At 36.6% G+C, this 19,410-nt stretch carries 19 protein-coding genes; 14 read left to right on the top strand and 5 right to left on the bottom strand.

Annotation, left to right across the window (positions count from 1 at the left end; translation table 11 throughout):
* The 11 genes from K5G00_RS27840 to K5G00_RS27790 form a co-directional block, all read left to right on the top strand.
* Positions 1-253 (top strand): glycoside hydrolase domain-containing protein (locus K5G00_RS27840; RefSeq protein WP_238769770.1); only part of this gene is annotated, 253 nt, incomplete at its 5' end.
* 311 nt (positions 254-564) lie between these two features.
* The gene (locus K5G00_RS27835) at positions 565-2,205 is read left to right on the top strand and encodes a TlpA family protein disulfide reductase (RefSeq protein WP_238769769.1); all 1,641 of its coding nucleotides are present in this window, start codon (positions 565-567) and stop codon (positions 2,203-2,205) included.
* A 152-nt stretch (positions 2,206-2,357) separates the two neighbouring features.
* Positions 2,358-2,651 (top strand): hypothetical protein, encoded by a 294-nt coding sequence (locus tag K5G00_RS27830; RefSeq protein ID WP_238769768.1) that lies wholly within the window; start codon positions 2,358-2,360, stop codon positions 2,649-2,651.
* A 147-nt stretch (positions 2,652-2,798) separates the two neighbouring features.
* Complete coding sequence (locus K5G00_RS27825) at positions 2,799-3,023, top strand: hypothetical protein (protein WP_238769767.1); 225 nt, start codon at positions 2,799-2,801, stop codon at positions 3,021-3,023.
* On the top strand, positions 3,007-3,183 hold the full coding sequence (locus tag K5G00_RS27820; protein ID WP_238769766.1) for a hypothetical protein: 177 nt from the start codon (positions 3,007-3,009) through the stop codon (positions 3,181-3,183). Before K5G00_RS27825 ends, K5G00_RS27820 begins: the two co-directional genes overlap by 17 nt.
* Positions 3,180-3,416 (top strand): hypothetical protein, encoded by a 237-nt coding sequence (locus tag K5G00_RS27815; RefSeq protein WP_238769765.1) that lies wholly within the window; start codon positions 3,180-3,182, stop codon positions 3,414-3,416. Before K5G00_RS27820 ends, K5G00_RS27815 begins: the two co-directional genes overlap by 4 nt.
* A gap of 297 nt (positions 3,417-3,713) precedes the next feature.
* Positions 3,714-3,881 carry a hypothetical protein gene (locus K5G00_RS27810; RefSeq protein ID WP_238769764.1) on the top strand — a complete coding sequence of 56 codons (168 nt, stop codon included), beginning with the start codon at positions 3,714-3,716 and terminating at the stop codon, positions 3,879-3,881.
* Between the two features lie 244 nt (positions 3,882-4,125).
* Positions 4,126-6,318, top strand: coding sequence for a KAP family P-loop NTPase fold protein (locus tag K5G00_RS27805; RefSeq protein ID WP_238769763.1), 2,193 nt, complete (start codon positions 4,126-4,128; stop codon positions 6,316-6,318).
* 395 nt (positions 6,319-6,713) lie between these two features.
* On the top strand, positions 6,714-7,508 hold the full coding sequence (locus tag K5G00_RS27800) for a nuclear transport factor 2 family protein (RefSeq protein WP_238769762.1): 795 nt from the start codon (positions 6,714-6,716) through the stop codon (positions 7,506-7,508).
* 565 nt (positions 7,509-8,073) lie between these two features.
* Positions 8,074-8,313, top strand: coding sequence for a hypothetical protein (locus K5G00_RS27795; protein WP_238769761.1), 240 nt, complete (start codon positions 8,074-8,076; stop codon positions 8,311-8,313).
* 287 nt (positions 8,314-8,600) lie between these two features.
* Positions 8,601-10,877 (top strand): hybrid sensor histidine kinase/response regulator, encoded by a 2,277-nt coding sequence (locus K5G00_RS27790; RefSeq protein WP_238769760.1) that lies wholly within the window; start codon positions 8,601-8,603, stop codon positions 10,875-10,877.
* 268 nt (positions 10,878-11,145) lie between these two features.
* On the opposite strand, the gene K5G00_RS27785 is transcribed toward K5G00_RS27790, so the two are convergent.
* Complete coding sequence (locus K5G00_RS27785; protein WP_238769759.1) at positions 11,146-12,156, bottom strand: glutamine synthetase beta-grasp domain-containing protein; 1,011 nt, start codon at positions 12,154-12,156, stop codon at positions 11,146-11,148.
* Between the two features lie 721 nt (positions 12,157-12,877).
* Here K5G00_RS27785 and K5G00_RS27780 point away from each other — a divergent pair.
* Positions 12,878-13,090, top strand: a complete 213-nt coding sequence (locus tag K5G00_RS27780; protein ID WP_238769758.1) for a hypothetical protein — start codon at positions 12,878-12,880, stop codon at positions 13,088-13,090.
* A 530-nt stretch (positions 13,091-13,620) separates the two neighbouring features.
* Here the strand turns inward: K5G00_RS27780 and K5G00_RS27775 are convergent.
* The 3 genes from K5G00_RS27775 to K5G00_RS27765 all read right to left on the bottom strand — a co-directional run bounded on the left by K5G00_RS27775 (position 13,621) and on the right by K5G00_RS27765 (position 16,925).
* Complete coding sequence (locus tag K5G00_RS27775; RefSeq protein ID WP_238769757.1) at positions 13,621-14,442, bottom strand: hypothetical protein; 822 nt, start codon at positions 14,440-14,442, stop codon at positions 13,621-13,623.
* Positions 14,443-14,645: 203 nt separating this feature from the next.
* Positions 14,646-16,313, bottom strand: coding sequence for an alpha/beta fold hydrolase (locus K5G00_RS27770; RefSeq protein WP_238769756.1), 1,668 nt, complete (start codon positions 16,311-16,313; stop codon positions 14,646-14,648).
* 267 nt (positions 16,314-16,580) lie between these two features.
* Positions 16,581-16,925 (bottom strand): hypothetical protein, encoded by a 345-nt coding sequence (locus tag K5G00_RS27765; protein WP_238769755.1) that lies wholly within the window; start codon positions 16,923-16,925, stop codon positions 16,581-16,583.
* Between the two features lie 319 nt (positions 16,926-17,244).
* On the opposite strand from K5G00_RS27765, the gene K5G00_RS27760 reads away from it, so the two are divergent.
* A complete protein-coding gene (locus K5G00_RS27760) occupies positions 17,245-17,967 on the top strand; it encodes an AAA family ATPase (RefSeq protein WP_238769754.1) in 723 nt (240 codons plus the stop codon).
* 175 nt (positions 17,968-18,142) lie between these two features.
* The gene (locus K5G00_RS27755; protein ID WP_238769753.1) at positions 18,143-18,943 is read left to right on the top strand and encodes an HAD-IIA family hydrolase; all 801 of its coding nucleotides are present in this window, start codon (positions 18,143-18,145) and stop codon (positions 18,941-18,943) included.
* A 24-nt stretch (positions 18,944-18,967) separates the two neighbouring features.
* Here K5G00_RS27755 and K5G00_RS27750 read toward each other — a convergent pair whose 3' ends face one another.
* Entirely contained in the window at positions 18,968-19,315 is a 348-nt protein-coding gene (locus K5G00_RS27750) for a sensor histidine kinase (protein ID WP_238769752.1), read from the bottom strand.
* Positions 19,316-19,410 lie beyond the last annotated feature (95 nt).

Below are 19,410 nucleotides of genomic sequence, written 5' to 3'. Positions count from 1 at the left end.
GTTTGAAGAATTGACTTTGGATTTGGGCGAATTTTATAAGGGCAAGAAATTTACAGTTAAAGCGCGTAATGTTTCAGACGAGAATTTTTATATCCAGTCGGCCACATTGAATGGCGAAAGTTATAACAAAGCCTGGATTACGCACGAGGATATCGTGCAGGGAGGAACCCTGGTTTTTGAAATGGGACCGCAGCCGAATAAAAAATGGGGGAGTAGTCCGGCGGAAAAACCACCTTCGATGAGTGAAAAATAGGTAATGGTCTCACTTGTTTGTAATTTGTTTTTGCAGCATCAGTGACATCTCCTTTGCTCCGTCCCAATTCCATTTTACACACTTCCTTTTATGCAGGATTGCATCGTCCTATCCCTCTTTCCGAAGCTTTCAGAACCCGCTAAGGGCAGAACATTGAACAGTTTCTCACAAAATAGATATCCCCCGTGCTAAATTTTGCGGAACAGGAAGAAACTCCTTGGTTTTGAAACAAACGATTGTTATTTTTAATGCACGAAAAATCAGTAACTCATGAACTAAACCTGTTGTGCCACCCATAAATCCATCTCAAAATGAATCGTTCCAAAACACTTCTTAAGATGATTATCCATGGCCTTTCTGAAAACATATATCTCGAAAAAGTTGGTCTATCCACCCGAAATGATGTTGTAACCCAAAATAACCATAAAGAGATAAAATGTAGGTTTTGGCTTATGCAACCGTTAGCAACCATAAAAACAAACAAAATGAGAATGTTATATTTAGTCATTATAATTAGTTTTATCATAATCAGTTGTACTCAAAATAAAACTGAGACTAAAATTCAGGACTTCTTCAAAAGTGGCACAATTACTATCACAGGACAGGTAAATAACTTGAAAGCTGAGGATAGCAAGACCATATTTTTAAAACAGCATAATTTACTTTCAGGGAAAGCAGAGGTGATCTCTATTAAAATTAGCAATTTTGGAGAATTTGAAAAAATATTAACGGTCTATAACAGTCAGGATATATCGCTCGAATATCAAGAAAGAACTATTAATCTTCTGGTAAAACAGTCAGATAGTCTAAATTTGATTATTGACGCACAAAATCAAAATCAAGATGTCATTATTTCTGGAACAAGTGGAGAAAGAAATACTCTTTTTAATCAGTACCTGCAATTGACTTTAAACATTAAAAGAGATTATAACCTCAAAACATCTGGAAAAGATTTCGGTTTTATCAAAAGCAGTTATGAAAAAGCTGAGTCAAAAATAGATTCCGTTATTAAAGATTTTCCAAATTTTAAACATGATGCTTTGCTGACAACATGGATTGATGCTGACAAGAAATCACTAATCAATTATAATCTTATTCAATATGCCAGTAACAATGAAGATCTACCTGTAACTTTCCTGACGAATAAAAACATGATAACTGAAAAAGTTATAAACAAAATTGACTTTTATTGTAATCGCTCCTATGCACTTGATATTCTCAATAACTATGTCGGCGGATGCGTTATGAAAGAAAGACAAAAATTTACTGGAGATATTATTACCAAACTAAAAAATGATGACTATAGTAATGCAGTAAAATTGTTATCAGATAGTGTAATGACTGATTTCCGCAATATTGGAAAAGACATTGTAATGTATCAATTATTCGAACAAATGCTGTTGCCAGGCATGACAGAAATGGTTGGAAAAGAATTAGAAATAGATTTGTTAAAAAAGTACTTTTTACAAAACATAAATAGTGAATTTGTTAAGACTTTAATTATAAATACAAGCAATGAACAATCGAATGCCGTTCTCGAAGAATCTTTGACTGGCAATTTTGAAGAAGACGTTCTTGGCGCTTTAATGAATGAATTTAAGAGTAAAGTACTTTATGTTGATATTAGTGCAACTTGGTGTGGTCCTTGTATTCAAGAATTTCCGTACTCTACGACTTTGCATGAAAACCTTGCTGACAATGAGATAGTTTTTGTTTATCTATTCGCTAAATCAAATTTATCTGATTGGAAAAAATTAAGTGCAAAATATAATCTGCAAGGAGAAAATATTCTTCTATCGGACGAACAATATAATTTTTTATTAAGTAAATATGCTATTAGCTCTGGATTTCCGCAGTATCTATTAATTGGCAAAAATGGAGAAGTATTAAAGGATGCTCAGAGACCATCAATGGAAGGAATAAAAGAAGAAATATATAAATTGTTAAACTAAAAAATTACGATTGCTAACCTTTTGCAAATTGCCTTGGAGGGTCTGTACGATGTCGTTTGCTGGATTCACGCCCGATTGTCTTGTGTTCGTCTGACGGACAATCGTACGCAGTCCGCAAGGCCAACTTGCACGCGGCCGTTAACAAGCATATTATGGAGACTTATATTTTAAAAGCATATCGTCCTAATATTCATCCTTACCTGTTAATATCGGTTGGATTTATAGCCTTGTGGATTGAAATTGCAATAACAAGACCTGAGGAGTTAACCAATATTGGATTTATTATTGCTTCAATATTCTTTTTAGTTTTTGTCGGACCTCCAGTTGTTTTGACAGTTTCTTATTTCCTTCAAGACCTCAATAAACAGATTTCAATTGATAAAACAAAAGGAATCATATCAGTTGAGAAAAATGCTGAAAGACATGAATTCAAAAAACAAGACTAGGAAGAAGCGTATCATGTCAAAGTCAATAAAAACAACTATTCTCATTATCAGTTCCCGATGTATGAATACCTTTTATTTGTATTTAAGGAAAGACAAAAACTAATTATTACAAACCTAATTTGTAAGCCTCAAAAACTTATATAAGCCTTGGAAATAGAACCCAAAGTAATTCATTCAAATGTTCCTTTAATTGACAGGACAATGGGAAACTCATTTTCGACAGCTAAAGAGTTTGATTCAAAAGCCAAAGAATTTTACGATAAATACAAAGACAAATCAGAAAAAGAACTATTGGAAATATGCAAACAAAAGGGCTATGCAGATTATGCCCAAAAAACAGCAAGACAATTATTAGATGAAAAGAATAAATAAAAATACTACCGCTAACAAAGTGCCATATCTCAGGGCGGGGGTTGTGGTACGCAACTGCATATTCTCGTTTAGCAGTTCCGTGTCCTTTGGACAGGAACGCTCTTCGAAATCCGCCCCGCAACATACACCAACCCTTAACGAACAAAAAGACGAAGTATGAGAATAGTTACAACATTGATATTAATCAGTTTCTTTGCTTCAGTAAAAGCACAGGATTCTTTACAGAAAAACCTGAATAGTTTTCTGATTGGAACATTATCTGATTATATAGTAGAGCAACATATAAAGAAGTTAGTAACCGGGTTGACACCTACTATCCTTATGAGAAAAGTCTGGCTGACTATCTGTATTCAGTTTTTGCGTATTCAAGCCCTGATTTGGAGCTGCGATTAAATGATAACAGACCTGAGATTTATTCTAAAACATTGTCGGATTTGATTAATAGCTATTATAAGTATGAACCGTCCGGTTCTATGACAATGGGATATGACACAATCTACAGAGGAAAGCTAAAAAGTGATTTGTTTACTACCGATAAAGAAATTCTATCATTTATTGGCGGGACTTATGCAAGATTTGGAGAAACTAATGACTCGACTGCATGTATTCGAATTCCCAATTCATTAAGTAAAGTCAGGATTTGTGTTGAATATCTAAAAAAAAAACTGCAAAAATGTAAAATACGAGATTATGAAAGGATATATTCCTGTAAGTCATATAGTTTATTTTGACCCGACACAAGAATTATCAGAATATTTGGAAAAGATAATGGCATTGAGGAAGCAAATGAATACAGACCGGAACAAACAGATAAAAGGTATGATTGGAGAAGATAATTATAATAAACTCGTTCGCTAACCCTATTCAAAGCAAACGCAGGTTCTTAAGTAAAAAATCGGGCAGCAAAGGTTGTTAAAACCTGGTCTGAACAGCTCAGGCTGCCTCCTTTGTGTTGCTTTAAATAAAAAACAGGCTCTAAAATATTTTCGTTGTTGTAACGCTATCGTACAACGTAAAACCATTTCAGTCAAAACCCTCATTATCAACAGTAAGTTGTCTTTTTCCTAATATTTCCCGAACTTGTAATATAAGATCAACCATCATGAAAGAAGCTGATATATTTTCAGAATCAATGGGCACAAAAAACCGAACCTCCAAAGGAGAAAAAACAGATTCTTTTGATAAAAAAAAGAAAAGCGAAAAAAAAGACACGTCTTCCGATTTTTTTAAAGCTTCAGAAGAAACACTCTCTGATTTAAAAATAGACAATCTTTTGATTGAATTAAAAATATCCGAATCGCCTGAAAATTATGATACTATTTTAATTCCAGCAAACAAATCAGGATTACCTGGTTCTTCAGGCATAGGGGCAATGGTGAGGGAGAAACTCGGGATCAGTCAATTATGGAAAGAACTGATACATCCGGACAATTTTAATGACGATTTCCTCTGGTTAAAGGAATTGGAAACAAAATTTGGAGAAAAACAAATCTGTATTATAGAAATAGAAAGCTCCGGAGTTTTTCGCGTAAAGGAGATGAAAAAAACACTCACCCTCGCCTTACTTTCAGAAGTAACTAATTTTTCCAACAAAAGAATCTGGATTCCGTTGCTTGGAACAGGAAGCGCAAGTATTCCTGCAAATGAAAGTTTAAACTCGATTATTTTATCAATTTACGATATTCTTTCTGAATTAAATGACGTTGGGAACGATATAGAAATAACAATTGCCTTACCGCGACAATCACCGGGAAAAAGTTTAAAAAGGATTTTCGAATCAAAATCGGACTTGTTTGTGCAAAAAAGCAAGGTAGCTACAAACGTCCCGGCCTGGCTAGATAATCCTGAAGAGGTAGATTATCTGAACCGGACTCCACTGGCGAAATCCATAGCTTCTATTTTAGATAAACTAAACGAAGAAGAAAATAAAGGTTCTTTAATGATACATCTCCAGGGAGCCTGGGGAGCCGGCAAATCTACATTTTTAAATATTCTTGAAAAACAACTAAATAAAGAAGTGGAAAAAAAGTGGGTGGTTATTCGGTTTAACGCCTGGCAGAACCAGCACATATCGCCTCCCTGGTGGATATTTTTTAATACGATTTATATTCAAAGCAGGTCCCAGGTAAAAAAGAAATTCACTTTCCGGATTACTGAAGTTTTACGAAGATGGAAAACTGGAAAAATTTATCTGAAACTTTTGACTTACATTCTTCTTGTAACATCTGTCATTTTGGTGATTAACTTTAGGGAAAATATTGGCGACTTTTTTGGAAGCTGTACTACGGAGGATTTATTTAAAACGTCTTCTGCATTTATTGGTTTTGCTGCCACCTTATTTTCATTTCTTTCAACCTTAACTTCATCTGGTCTTCATGGTTCGGCCAAATCGGCCCACAGTTTTATGAAAATGGCACAGGACCCGATGCAGCAGGTAAAAAGTCATTTTAATTCTTTGATCAAGTCGATTCGTAAACCGGTTATAATATACATCGACGATCTGGACAGGTGTGATCCACTGTTTGTAGTGAAATTGCTGGAGGGCATTCAAACACTATTTAAAGACTCAAAGGTATTTTACTTGATTGCTGCTGACAAAGCCTGGATTTCAAAGTGTTTCGAAATTAAATATGAAAAATTCAAAGATATTAACACGAATACAAAAACACGTCTGGGATATAAGTTTCTGCAAAAAATGTTTCAGTTTTCCATTCGTCTTCCCAATATTTCTGAGCAAATCAAGGATTCCTACTGGAACTACATTTTAAAGGTGAATAAACCACAAGTCGTCAAAAAAAGTAAAGAGATTGAGGATATTTTTTCCGAATTAAAAAGCGAGGATGATATAAATACAAAAATTAAAGAACTGGAAAAAAAGGATAACATTCCCGAAAGTATGGTTAGGCAGGCTGCTGTAGAGCGCTTAACTGAAGCCGAATTTGAAGAAAAAACCGAACATATCCTGCGCGAGCATTCTGTATATCTTGATACAAACCCCCGCTCGATAAAACGGCTGGCAAATTATTATAATATTTTTCGCAACACGTTAATATTAGAGGGGAAATCGTATGATAAATCAAAAATTATCAGGTGGTTGGTTTTAAACCAAAAATATCCCTTGCTGGTAGAGGAAATGGAACAGGACCCGGGCAATTTTAATGAGATACTAAAACAATTGAGCAATAATAATTGCACTCACATTGATGATGTCTTTTTAAAAAAATTAATTAAAGGGATAAAAAGCGACCCTGTATTTACGCCCGAAGACGTTCATAATCTTCTTGGCGTATCCTAATTGTTTTTTACCCATGTCGGCGCAGATTTACAATCGCAAGCATCCACATAAATTTAAAAAAGGAGAACAAAACCGGCACAGGCGCAAAAGATGTTGTTTTAAAATACTATTGCAGAAAGGGTTAACAGAATATTAAAAATGAGTTCTACCTCTACCAATGTTTCTTTTCGAAGGTCCATGCGAAACGGGCAACAAAAAAATTTGAAATATAAAACATGATTTTATATTTTTGATTCGTTGAAAATTAGTTTTAGTACATACAAAATTTCTTCTCTGAAAATCCCGACTTTTTTCGAGTAGATACTTAATCAGACAAATCCATTGTTTTCCGGGGATTGTTGTATCTGGTCGGCACCTACACAAAAACTTTATATTTAATTAAAAAATACGAAGATATGAGAAAAATATCTTTAGCATTTTGTATGATTTTAATGATTTCATGCAAAACAAATTCAGAAAAGAATAACATTAAAACTGATTTGAAAATGAAAGATTCAAACAAACAATTGATAATCGACTTTTATTTTAAAGTATTCGGACAAGTAAACGAGCAATTTGCGGATTCGGTTATTGCCGATAATTACATTCAGCATAATCCGATGGTAAAAACAGGAAAAACTGGATTTATGGAGTTTTTGGCCATGTTAAAACAAATGCCAAAACCTGAAAACCCAAAGAAACCATTTATGCGATTTATTAGTGAAGGTAATTTTGTGGCTGTTCATTCGCAAATTGAATTCATGGGAAAGGAAAATGCCGTTGTTGATTTGTATCGCATCGAAAACGGATTGATTTCAGAACATTGGGATGCTTCGCAAGAAATTGTTGATTCTATTCCTAAAGTTGCCGGAACTGTTGAGTTTGACAGTCAGGAAAAGTCTTCTGTAAATAAAAAGATTGTAGCGGATTTTGTAAAACAAGTAATGATTGAAAAACAAATAAATAGAACGAAAGACTATCTTGCCGACAAACTTACAATTTCAGATTTTAGGATGGACTATGAGAATTTTCAGCTTCATCGATTAATTGGTGAGGAGAATTTTGTATTGACACAATCAGAAATTAATGTAAAAGGAACTCAATTTGTTCGGTATGACATTTACCGATTGGCAAACCAATTGATTGTTGAACATTGGACTGTAAAACAAATAATTCCTGAAAAGATGGTTCATCCAAACGGAATGATTTAAAGCTGAAAATGTGTCCTGCTGATATTACCAAAACCAGCAGGTAACACCTCGTATAAGTGGGGCAGTTGATGTGGTAATTTTTCAGGGTTTGCAGTCCGCTCAAACTGCGTAACGGTTTGACATGAAATTACCACGCAATCTGCCCCTACTCATACGATTTTCTGTTGTCAGGAATTTTATAACCCTGATGTGATAATCTCGCCAGGTTACCGGTTTAAAGTCCTCAGGAAATAAAATTTATCAATGGGCAACAGCACGTCAAAATCACCCGACAAAGCTCATTGTCTGACGGACTGTAATAAGCAGATATGTTTCATGATAAACAGATACCGGATAGTGAATCGTTTTGACTTCCCTTTTTTTCGTGTTTGAAGTATCTCTTATTTTATCATACAACTGCAGGCTTATTTGTATAAACGTTAAAAAGACACAAAGTTTTTTATTCGTTTTAAACATTTGAGGTCGGTTATGTCGGTGGGAAACACGGCATTTTTTATTTCATCTCCATAGAGAAATCAAACCTGTTACTAAGACTATTAAATTTTGTGTTCTAAAATCAAAATCTATGAAAAGGTTTCTACTTCTGTCTGTTTTATGTCTGTCGGTTGTTGTGCTACAGGCGCAAAAGCTTGATATTAATTTGATGAATGATTTAAAACTCCGGAAAATAGGTCCGGCGGGAATGAGTGACCGTGTAACTGCGCTCGAAGTATATTTAGCAAACACAAATATTATTTATGCCGGAACAGAACTATCGGGAAACCATGACAAAGGCAGAAATCAGCATTTTTTAAATATGCGATAAGCGTAGTCGTGAGAAAATATTAAAATCTCACAGGGGGCCTCCCTTAAAACGAAAGGCAAACAGTAAAAAAAATCAAAAGGCCGTATTGAACTAGACTTGAACACTACAGTATACTGTCACCTTCCGGCGGGCACTTCGTATTAAGACTTCATTTTGTTGTCTAAACCGGAAAGCATTTCTCCACACTGCTTTTTCTATTTACAAATTAGCGGCAAATACTTGCCCGGTAATAATAAATTTCAACCTTTTCCCGAGTTACCGGTTTCTTATTAAAAGTGTTGCCCGTCATGAAAAGATATTTCAGCCTTCATTTTTTGATCAGTTTTATCGTTTTAACAAGCCTGTTCGCGGTCCCGTTAATTTTATTTTATAATTTTAAAATTAACACCCACCTAAATGAGCTTAAAACCCGGGAAATCCATAATCTTGAGTTGCAGGAAACTGTAATAGAAAAAACATTGGATGAGGTTATTGATAATTTGCTGCTACTAAAAGAACACGTAAAAGCCAGTGGTGAAACCATTGACAGTTATCAAAAATCTATAACAGAAAAAAACAGGTTAGAAAACGATTTTAAAGCATTTTCGATTGGGAAACACCGTCTTTATGATCAATTAAGACTGTTAAGTGCAAATGGGAATGAGGTTATAAGAATAAATTTTAGCGACGACAGTGTAAAAATTGTTGATAAAAATCATCTTCAGAATAAAAGCCAGCGCTATTACTTCAAAGAGCTATCAAAGTTAAACGATGATGATATTTATATTTCGCCCTTTGATTTGAATGTAGAATACGAAGAAATAGAACAACCCATAAAGCCGATGTTACGAATCGGAACCCCAATAATCGATAGCAGCGGTCAATTCTCAGGAGTTGTTTTGATCAATTATTTAGGTCAGAATATTCTTTCGTCGGTTAATGAATTAAAACCATCAGACTATTATATGATATTGAATCAGAACGGTTATTGGATACAAAATGACCGAGACCCGTCGACTGAATGGGGTTTTATGTATGATAGCCTGAGAAACCAACGATTTCAGAATAGTTTTAATGCAGAGTGGACAGCAATACAAAACAACGAAAAAGGTCAGTTTCAAAATAAATCGGGACTATTCACCTATCAAACGGTGTATCCTGTTCGCGAAGATAGTCTTCAATATATCTCTGAAGAAGACGAACGAGAGACCATAAACATTGTAAGAGACCAGGTAAGTTTTTGGAAACTGGTGTCTTATATTGACAATGCTACTTTACAGGCACAAACAACTCCTGTAAAAACCGAGAGAAATATCATTCTGCTTTTCTTTATTTTAATTTCCGCAGGACTTGCATATGGTGCTACAAAAATAAGAGTAAATGAGTTTATTGCTAAAAAAAATCTTAAAGATCTGAACAACAACCTTGAATATGAAGTAAGGCAACGAACCGAGGAAATTCGAAAAGCCAGGCAAAAAGCAGAAGAGAACGACCGTTTGAAAACAGCTTTTTTGAACAATATGAGCCACGAGATTCGCACTCCGTTAAATGCGATTATAGGCTTTGCTGATTTGATGGAAAAAAGTGATTATGATGATAAGGAGACAAAAAAATTCGCACATATTATCAATAAACGGGGAAATGACTTGTTGGTTATTGTAGATGATATTCTCGATATTTCTAAAATCGAATCAGGGCAGGTTTCAATGTATGAAGAACAGTGTGTTTTATACAATGAACTGTTTGAACTAACAGAATTATATAACGTACGCAAGCTGCAAACTGATAAGGCACATATCGAATTGCAGTTCGATTGCGCCTGTGTATCAGAAAAAGAGTGGGTAAAAATAGATATTGGCAAACTCAGACAAGTCCTGTCCAATCTTTTAAACAATGCTTTTAAATTTACTGAGAAAGGAAAAATTGAACTGAAATGCATAGCGCACGAAAATAAAATGCTTTTGTTTTCAGTGAGCGATACAGGTATTGGTATTCCGAAAGACAAACAGGAACGTGTTTTTGAACGATTTGTGCAATCGGAAAACAGATTAACAATTGAAACCGGGGGTACAGGCTTAGGCCTTTCAATTGTTAAAGGAATTGTAGATTTTCTGGGGGGCGAAGTATGGCTTGAGTCGACACCCGATGTGGGTAGTACCTTTTATTTTACTATGCCATACAAAAAAGCGAATCAGGAAGAGGAAGATGCGGATTTAAATGAAAAGACAGACGATAGATCATTAGAGATTTTAGTTGTAGAAGATGATCCAATCAATAATGAATACATCAAAACGATGTTCAATCAAACAAATCATAAATTAACAATCGCCGTAAGCGGAAGCCAGGCGTTACAATACGAAAACGACAAATTCTTCGACATCATTCTAATGGACATTAAACTGCCGGACATCAACGGAATGGAAGTGACAAAACAAATCCGCAAAAGAAATAAATCAATCAAAATAATTGCTCAAACCGCCTATGCGTCAATTGAAGACAAATTGGAAGCCCTGCGCTCAGGTTGTAACGAATACATTTCAAAACCGTTACAAGTAAACAAGCTAATGGATTTAATCGTGAAATGATTTTTTGAGATGCAACGGGTATTTCAGCCGCAGTTCCGGCAGTTACAATAATAACTGTTAGCCGGATTAGTTGGCGGGCAGCAACGCGTAATCCGGTTGAAGCGTTGCGTTATGAATAAAATGAAGTACGCAAATCCCTGTTTCCCGGATAGGAATTTTGCAACAGAACAATTCATTTTACCCCTCCCTTGGAGGAGAACCTGGCAAAACGAGAAGGGGCTGTCACAGAATAAATCGGACAACCCCTTTTTCAAATCCCCCGCTACTTTTACACAGCCACAGCCTCTATGGATACGGTTTTTAACAATTTTGAGACAACCTGATACGGACATGCATTGGATGCCGGCCGCCTGTCTTCCAAATAGCCCTTCCATCCGTTTTCCAAAGTGGATAAGGGAATCCGGATTGATGCTCCGCGATCACTTACTCCATAAGAAAAACGGTCTATAGCCTGCGTTTCATGAAGACCTGTAAGACGCTCGTTGTTCATAGAACCGTAGTAGTTAATGTGGTCCTCATGATTTTCTTTCATATTTTTCAAAATCATTTCAAAATATGCTTTCCCTCCGTTTGTTCTCATTCTTTCATTTGAAAAATTAGTGTGTAATCCCGAACCATTCCAGTCACCTTTTATTGGTTTTGGATGAAAATCGATTTTTACATCGTATTTTTCGGCCACACGCATCAATAAATACCGGGCTACCCATAAATCGTCTGCAGCATTTTTTGCTCCTTTCCCCAGCAACTGAAATTCCCACTGACCTATCATAACTTCGGCATTTATTCCTGTAATTTTAAGGCCACATGCCAAACACAATGCTAAATGCTCTTCAACAAAATCTCTTGCTGTAACATTTTGTTTTCCAACAGCACAATAATACTTTCCCTGGGGTTCGGGGTAACCTTCTTTGGGAAAACCAAGCGGAAGGCCGTTTTTTTTGATGACATATTCCTGTTCAAATCCAAACCAGAACTCGGTATCATCCTCGTAGTTTGCCCTGTTGTTGCTTATGTGAGGAGTTTGGTCGGGATTAAGCACTTCGCACATGACAAGATATCCATTGTCTCGTCCGGCGTCGTTATACACCTTAACCGGCTTTAAAATACAGTCAGAGAAGTTTCCTTCAGCCTGCAAAGTTGAACTGCCGTCGAACGACCAAAAAGGCAGATTGTCGAGCGATGGTGATTTGTTTAAGTCCAGAACTTTTGTTTTACCTCTCAGGTTGGGTTCCGGTTTATAACCATCCAACCAAAGGTATTCGCATTTGTAAGTTTTCATGTTTTGATGTTTAAAAATTAATAAATCGATTAAATTCCAATCAGAGCACTATAAACTGACGGTGTCTTCTTCTTGTGCTCCAAATGTAGCCCAGGCTCGACCTGGGTCTTTCACTTGCTGTGTTTTGAATCAATGTTTTCATACTTAAATATCTTTAATTGTTTATGATGCAAAAATAGATGATGGAGAGATGGCACAATCGAACAAACCCGCCGAACTTATGTATATTTCGGACAATCGAATCTTTAATTGTTGATCCAATATAACTTTCCCGACATGCTTATGTAACTGATCCCTTTATTAACTGATTTCAGAAGAGATTTAGAGTTTTTGAAATTATCTTTTGCGGAGTCATAAATGTAGTCGCAGGCTATTCTTGTATGAAAAAAGAAGCTGAGAAAGGGCCTTCGACAATAAATCATACACAAAGTGTCTATTTTTTAGACACCGGTAACTTATGGTGTTTTTGCAAAGTATTGATTTAAATAATGGTACAATAAAGGCACCATAGTTGGTTTGGAAGTATTCAAGAAAAAAACAAAAAACAGTCTCTTGCTCAGAAATAATGACATGGTTTGGTTTGCTAAACGAAGAATAAGATCGTTTACAAATCTTAGCTCCCCGGTGAGGCCGGGGAGTTTTTCGTTTCAAGAGACTGTTTAATATTTTAAATATAGTCGTAAATAGTATCTCAATCGTAAAGATAAGCAATTATGAATTAATGAAATGCAGAAAACTCAAAACCGCTATTTATTGCAGCTTTTTTGATTTTAACATCCCTGAACAGACTACCGGTTATTTTGAACTTTCCAAAAACAATCCGGTAATCCATCAGGAAATGAATAAAATCCAGGAAGTATTTACTGCTATTATTAGCCCAAACATATTTTTGGAGAAATCGCAATCATTGATAAACTCCACTTTAAGCGATTAAAATAAATCACTTTGCTTTTTGTTCTTAAATGATTGCCCGGCATTCTATCTGGAGTACACTGATGTTTAACCGTTTTAATACGTAGAAACAAAAATGTTAAATCGTTAGATTTGATACAATCAAATGTCTTATATAATTTGCACTTTATTTAAAAAATCATAATTTTGAATATTCTATTGTTGTAGCAGAATGCAGAATCTTTCTTTTGGGCTACAACCAAAATCTGAGAGTATACATTTAATAAACCGGCCATATTGAATACGAAATTCAATTGGAGATAATGATATGGTTTGGTTTGTTAAATGAAGAATAATCTCATTGACAAATCTTGGCTCCCCGGTGAGGCCGGGGAGTTTTTCGTTTCAATGATTGTGTAATCGTTTGAATATCCGGACTAGTTATAGTTGAATATACAGAAATCTTTTTCTGAAAGCAGGGAAAATTTATCAAACAGACCGTACAAAACAAAAAAGAGTAGCCCGGTAATACATGGCTACTCAACTTGATGGTTTAGCTGGTGAATCGTGGAATTATTGTGGCTGCTCAACTACAAAAAAGGTTTCGTTGGCGCCACCTTGCCCTAGAACGTTGCCCGGTACCTGTTCATCAGGGCTAAAATAGTAGAGCGGACTTCCCTGGGTGGTTAACTGATTTCCCAGATCATCCTCTCTGTAAATTGTATTAAAATCGTTGATGTTTAGCGTTGAGGGAACCACAATATTCCCTGAAGGATCAAAAGGAGGCCAGACTTCTGCACATCCCCCTGCACAATTGCTAAAGTTTTCTTCATCGTTGATGGAGTGATATAAGCTTACACCCTTGTCATCAACCAAATACAACAGAGGATCTTCTCCTTCTGAAACAACCTGACTTCCCACCAAAACAGTATAGTCTGGTTTTGCAATGTGAAATACTCCACCTCTTCCTTCACCGGAGGTTTCGCCGGGTGCTTCCAGTACACCGTCCGCTTCAGGAGAAAAATAGTACAGCGGCCATCCCTTAAAAGTAAGTTGCTCCTGCCCGTCTTCACGGGTAATTGTATTAAAATCTGATCTGTCAAGGGTTGAACTCAATTCCAGATTGTATACATCGCCAATAAAAGGAGGCCATGTGTCAGCACAACCTCCGTTGCAACTGCTTACTCCGCCAACATCGCCTGCAAAAAAATACAGCGACTGGTTGTTCTGATCCGTCAGAATGTTTCCTAGGTTGCCGTTACCAGCTACCTGCACACCCGTTTTGTTTTCGTTTTCTTCAATAACATCATCATCATCCTTGTCACAAGCGAAAAGAACGAATGCTGATAAAATTGCTAAACCTAAAGAACTAAAATAATTGCGATAATTGTTCATGATTTTAATATTAAGAGTTAATAAAAGTTTTAGAAAAAAGTTCTGTTCACAATTAAGGATTATCATCTATTTTCTTCGGACACAAAAGTATATGCAAACAGTATCACGGGATTAGCACAAATCCGCCAAATGCGATAACATTTCCGACATTTTTATCTTTTTTTATTGTTGAAACAAATAAGATCCTGAGACAAAAGGAAATGTCAGTTTTGATTTTGGACTACAGACGAAGGACTTAGCCCAAACTCTTTTTTAAAAGATTTTGAGAAATAAGAAGGATTAGCAAAACCTGTAAGGTAGGCGACTTCAGCAATGTTGTACTTGTTTTCGTGGAGTAGTTCCTTTGCGCGGTGTAAACGCACGGAGGAAATTAACTGAATAGGTGATTTATTGGTAATGGCCTTTAATTTTCGCTGCAATTGGCGATCGCTGATGCCTATATCTCTGCAAAGCATTTCAACGCCAAAAAGTTCATCGCTCAAATGTGCGTCAATACTTTGTAATACATTTTCAAGAAATGATTCATTATGCGGATGACTGTTTAGTAAACGTTTTTCCGGAGGTGTTTCCATTCTTAAGTCATCTGAAACGCTAAACAGCAAAATATCGGTCGGTGTTGGTTTAAAAATTGACTGATGAGGAGTTATATTTAGTCCTGCCCCAGACAGCAAATACTTTACGGTTTGAGTAATTAATATTTGATTGGGTTGAGCCTGTTCAAGAATTGAACTCATAAGATTTTCTGTCTCAGCACTCACAAAATGAAGCTCACTAACGGCAACTTCCTTAATATGAATAGCGAGACTTATTTTTAAGTCCATGTTTTGTAATGCATCTACCATATCAATACTACAATGAACAGCTTTGCTTGGCCCTTCAAAAATTGCGATAAAAGTATTTTGAAGGTATTGGATAATTTTCCCGCGGTATTGCGCCACCAATTGACCAACTCGTTCCTTTGGTTCTGTCTGCATATTTTCAGCTACGGGAATTTCTGCTGCAATCACCGTAAAAAGGCGTTCTTCGTCATTTTTTGAGGGTTTTACATTCAAAATAAATGCCTTCATTTCTTTCAGAAGTTTATCTGTATTTCCTACCCAAAACAGATGATCACTTCCTTTCAGTTCCAAAAATTTTGCGCCTTTAATCCGTTCGGCAATAAACCGGCCTTCTTCAATTTTAACATCAATATCGTTTGAACGCTGGATGATTAAAGCAGGTACATTTATCGAGCCTAAAATATCGATGATATCTACTTCTGTATTCATTTTGGTAAGCACCTTCGCTGCGCTAGGACTTGCTCCAGAACGAAAATAATTGGCTAGCCAGTCCATAAACTCTCTATCGTGGGCTTTGGAAGGGGCCAATGATTCAAGATACATATCGCCACCTCCCCAACTGTTCTCGATCATGTCGTACACCTTCTGGCGCTCTTTATCTGTTGGAGCCCATGGATATCCAGGAGCATAACGCCTTTTGGCAAATATTCCAAAAGTAATAAGTGAAATGGTACGATTGGGGTAAGTTGCCGCAAACAGTGCAGAAACAGACCCTCCTTCTGAATGACCAAAAAGAATCGCTCTTTCAGACCCCACAGCATCCATTACCGCCCGGATATCATCCATTCGTTCTTCCAATGTGGAAAGTTCCACAACCCGGTCAGAAAGACCTGTTCCACGCTTGTCAAACAAAATAACCCGGGCAATTTTACTCAGCTCTTTTAAAAAATGAACCAACTCCGGACACGCCCACATCCAGTCGATATTGGAAACCCATCCCGGAATATAAACCAGATCTACTGAACCGGATCCAAAAACCTGGTAAGCGATATTAATCCGGCCGCTTTTGGTGTACTGAGTAGTGGGCTTCATTTACAGTGTAAAATTGTAAGTTAAGTAGTAACATTCTTTTTATCTGTTTAGTTCAAACTTTAAGGAAATCGCGATTCAGTTCATCTGCACATAGGGCCATCTCCTAAATGCAGTATAAACATCATGCTTTTCCTCCATTTTAAAACTCAGGGAAAATTTGCTGGTCTTCCTGTTTTGCGTTCGTTTTATACAAAAAAAGACTGCTCTCGGCAGTCTTTCAAAAATTCAAACTAAATCTAACTAAACTATTCTAAATGCGTAATACTGTTATTTATCCCAAATTTTGTCGTTAATCATCTGTGGCTCAACTACCAAACCGGCTTCCTTTTCATTTTCTTCTGAATTAACAATCACATTTTCCCACGCTGTATCATCAACCATCCAGTTTTCGAGCTCAAGGTGGCTTTGTGAAACCTGCTCCAATAAAAATGCCGCATCTGTTCTGTTCCAGTAAATTTCATCGATCATCCAGTTTTCTACTTCGATTTTTGGTTCTGTTATGGCTTCGAGGCTTGCTGAAGATAAATCTTTGCCGTCTGCTTTTGCATTGCCGGCCGTTAATAGTAAAGTAAAAATCGCTGCGGCTGCTATCTGAGTAATTCTTGCTTTCATTGTTTTCTAATTTTCTGTTTTCTTGCTTACAAATGTTTTCGTTTAATTGTCTAATAACGACTGCAAATATGAACCGGTTTTTAGTTATATAGAACAAATATTTTGTTAAAGAGAGCGAGCTATCGGTAAGTGTCAGAAAATATCGGTGAATAAAAATACCTTGAAGTATGAATTTTCTGAAAATTACCGGCCAATGGCGAAAAAGGAATAATTGTGATTCTGTGACCTCTCTTATGCAAGTTTCACTTAAAAACGGAACAGTTAATTCGTTTCATTTAATTAAGTTTGAATTCAAAAATTCAATTACGAGATAAATGTTATGTCATATCATCTAAAAAGCATAAAGCTTGAAACGGAGAAATACCCAACAAGAGATCATTATCCTTTTAGTTTAGCCTTATTTTCCGAGACCAGAGAACTTCATTTTCCAACTGCGGTTACGCTGTTTGCAGGTGAAAATGGTTCAGGAAAATCAACTTTGCTGGAAGCCATCGCAACGGCTGCGGGTATTTACATCTGGAGAACCGGAATGAACACCCGTTACAGGTATAATCGTTACGAAGCATCATTACATCGTTACCTGAAAGTACAATGGACTGATGGTATGGTTCCCGGTTCATTTTTTGGCGCTCAGATATTTAAGGATTTCGCATCCATACTCGAAGAGTGGGCTGCCACCGACCCGGGACAACTGGAATTGTTTGGAGGAAAATCTCTAATGACTCAATCTCACGGACAGTCGTTGATGTCGTTTTTCCGAAACCGGTATAAACTAAAAGGCCTTTATCTTCTGGACGAGCCGGAGACAGCACTTTCACCTTCCAGTCAGTTGGAATTGCTTCAGCTTTTGAGTAAAAATGCAAAAGCCGGACATGCCCAGTTTATTGTGGCAACACACTCCCCCATCCTGCTGGCCTGTAGGGAAGCCACTATATACAGCTTTGATAAGATGCCGGTTTCCACCGTTACATATGAGAATACCGAGCATTTTAGGGTGTACCGTGATTTTTTAAATAACCGTGATAAATATCTGATTGACTAATTTTTTTTTGTATAAAATGCGAATTTCAGAACCTGCAGTTTTTGGTTTGTAACGGATATTACTTGCAATTTATTTTTGAATCAAAAAATAGAGAAGGAGCCGAAAAATATCCAGAAAGGTTGTATTTTAACGCACCAGATGTAATTTTTGTGAAAGCGGATATAAAAAGTTAGAAATGGCAAAAAAATCAATTATCGACAACATACGAAACAAATCAGGGTTTATCTGCGATATGGATGGAGTAATTTATCACGGAAATAAAATCCTTGATGGCGTAAAAGAGTTCGTATCCTGGTTAAAAGATGAAAATAAAAAATTTGTTTTTCTGACCAATTCCAGTGAGCGGACCATTAAAGAGTTACAGGGAAAATTATCGCGTATGGGCCTGGATGTAGGGCCTGAGCACTTTTATACCAGTGCGTTGGCAACGGCATCTTTTCTTCAGAGTCAGAAACCGAACGGCAGTGCTTATATAATAGGAGAAGCAGGGCTTATCAATGCAGTTTACAACGCCGGTTATACAAGCAATAATATCGATCCGGATTATGTGGTAATGGGAGAAGCGCGATCGTACAGCTACGAAGTGATTGAAAAAGCAGTCAATCTGGTAAATGCCGGAGCAAGGCTGGTTGGGACAAACCCGGACGTGAGCGGACCGATAGAAAATGGAATTGCGCCTGCAACCAAAGCCTTAATTTCACCTATTGAACTGGCTACCGGGAAGCAAGCTTATTTTATTGGCAAACCCAATCCTTTAATGATGCGAATTGCCCTTAAAAAGCTAGGGGTTCAACGCGAGGAGACCATCATTATCGGCGACCGGATGGACACCGATATTGTTGCGGGAATTGAGGCAGAAATTGACACTTGCCTGGTTTTATCGGGAATCTCAACCAAAAATACCGTCAATGAATTTGCTTATCGCCCTCATTACGTTTTACAGGGGGTAAATGAGATTGTAAAAGATTATAAATAGATTCACCATAAGAATATCTCATTTTCAGGTTTTTTTAATGCAGCAAACATCCCTGGGGTAGCTTTTTATCGGGTTGGGTAAACTAAACTTAAAATTACTTCCTTTCCCCAAAGTGCTTTCAACCCAAATTTTTCCACCTAACCTTTCCACCAGTTCTTTACAAAAGGTTAGTCCCAACCCAAAACCTTTTTCGCCTTTTGTTCCGGCTGATGAGTTTGGATTCTTCCAAAGATTGTCGACTTGTTTCTCGGTCATACCAACCCCATTATCTGCCACCGATATCGTTACATTCTCATTTGTCTGAATAGCATATATCTTAATAATCCCACCATCATAGGAGAATTTAACAGCATTCGCAACTAAATTTCTCAAAATTATACCATTTTAAATACAAAATGCCGCATTGAAAATTTTTAGGTAGTGTTTGTTTCCTGTTATTGACATTATGGTTTCGGGTTGCATTTCTA

It is taken from the genome of Maribellus maritimus, from assembly GCF_022267315.1.
Taxonomy (GTDB): domain Bacteria; phylum Bacteroidota; class Bacteroidia; order Bacteroidales; family Prolixibacteraceae; genus Draconibacterium; species Draconibacterium maritimum.
This window is presented reverse-complemented; position numbering and strand designations above follow the sequence as displayed.

Coding starts and splice junctions, on each gene's coding strand:
- K5G00_RS27785 (WP_238769759.1), bottom strand. CDS start 12,156: ATGAAAACTTACAAATGCGAATACCTTTGGTTGGATGGTTATAAACCG.
- K5G00_RS27830 (WP_238769768.1), top strand. CDS start 2,358: ATGGAGACTTATATTTTAAAAGCATATCGTCCTAATATTCATCCTTAC.
- K5G00_RS27770 (WP_238769756.1), bottom strand. CDS start 16,313: ATGAAGCCCACTACTCAGTACACCAAAAGCGGCCGGATTAATATCGCT.
- K5G00_RS27765 (WP_238769755.1), bottom strand. CDS start 16,925: ATGAAAGCAAGAATTACTCAGATAGCAGCCGCAGCGATTTTTACTTTA.
- K5G00_RS27820 (WP_238769766.1), top strand. CDS start 3,007: ATGAAAAGAATAAATAAAAATACTACCGCTAACAAAGTGCCATATCTC.
- K5G00_RS27790 (WP_238769760.1), top strand. CDS start 8,601: ATGAAAAGATATTTCAGCCTTCATTTTTTGATCAGTTTTATCGTTTTA.
- K5G00_RS27835 (WP_238769769.1), top strand. CDS start 565: ATGAATCGTTCCAAAACACTTCTTAAGATGATTATCCATGGCCTTTCT.
- K5G00_RS27780 (WP_238769758.1), top strand. CDS start 12,878: ATGAAATGCAGAAAACTCAAAACCGCTATTTATTGCAGCTTTTTTGAT.
- K5G00_RS27815 (WP_238769765.1), top strand. CDS start 3,180: ATGAGAATAGTTACAACATTGATATTAATCAGTTTCTTTGCTTCAGTA.
- K5G00_RS27800 (WP_238769762.1), top strand. CDS start 6,714: ATGAGAAAAATATCTTTAGCATTTTGTATGATTTTAATGATTTCATGC.
- K5G00_RS27755 (WP_238769753.1), top strand. CDS start 18,143: ATGGCAAAAAAATCAATTATCGACAACATACGAAACAAATCAGGGTTT.
- K5G00_RS27810 (WP_238769764.1), top strand. CDS start 3,714: ATGAAAGGATATATTCCTGTAAGTCATATAGTTTATTTTGACCCGACA.
- K5G00_RS27760 (WP_238769754.1), top strand. CDS start 17,245: ATGTCATATCATCTAAAAAGCATAAAGCTTGAAACGGAGAAATACCCA.
- K5G00_RS27805 (WP_238769763.1), top strand. CDS start 4,126: ATGAAAGAAGCTGATATATTTTCAGAATCAATGGGCACAAAAAACCGA.
- K5G00_RS27795 (WP_238769761.1), top strand. CDS start 8,074: ATGAAAAGGTTTCTACTTCTGTCTGTTTTATGTCTGTCGGTTGTTGTG.
- K5G00_RS27775 (WP_238769757.1), bottom strand. CDS start 14,442: ATGAACAATTATCGCAATTATTTTAGTTCTTTAGGTTTAGCAATTTTA.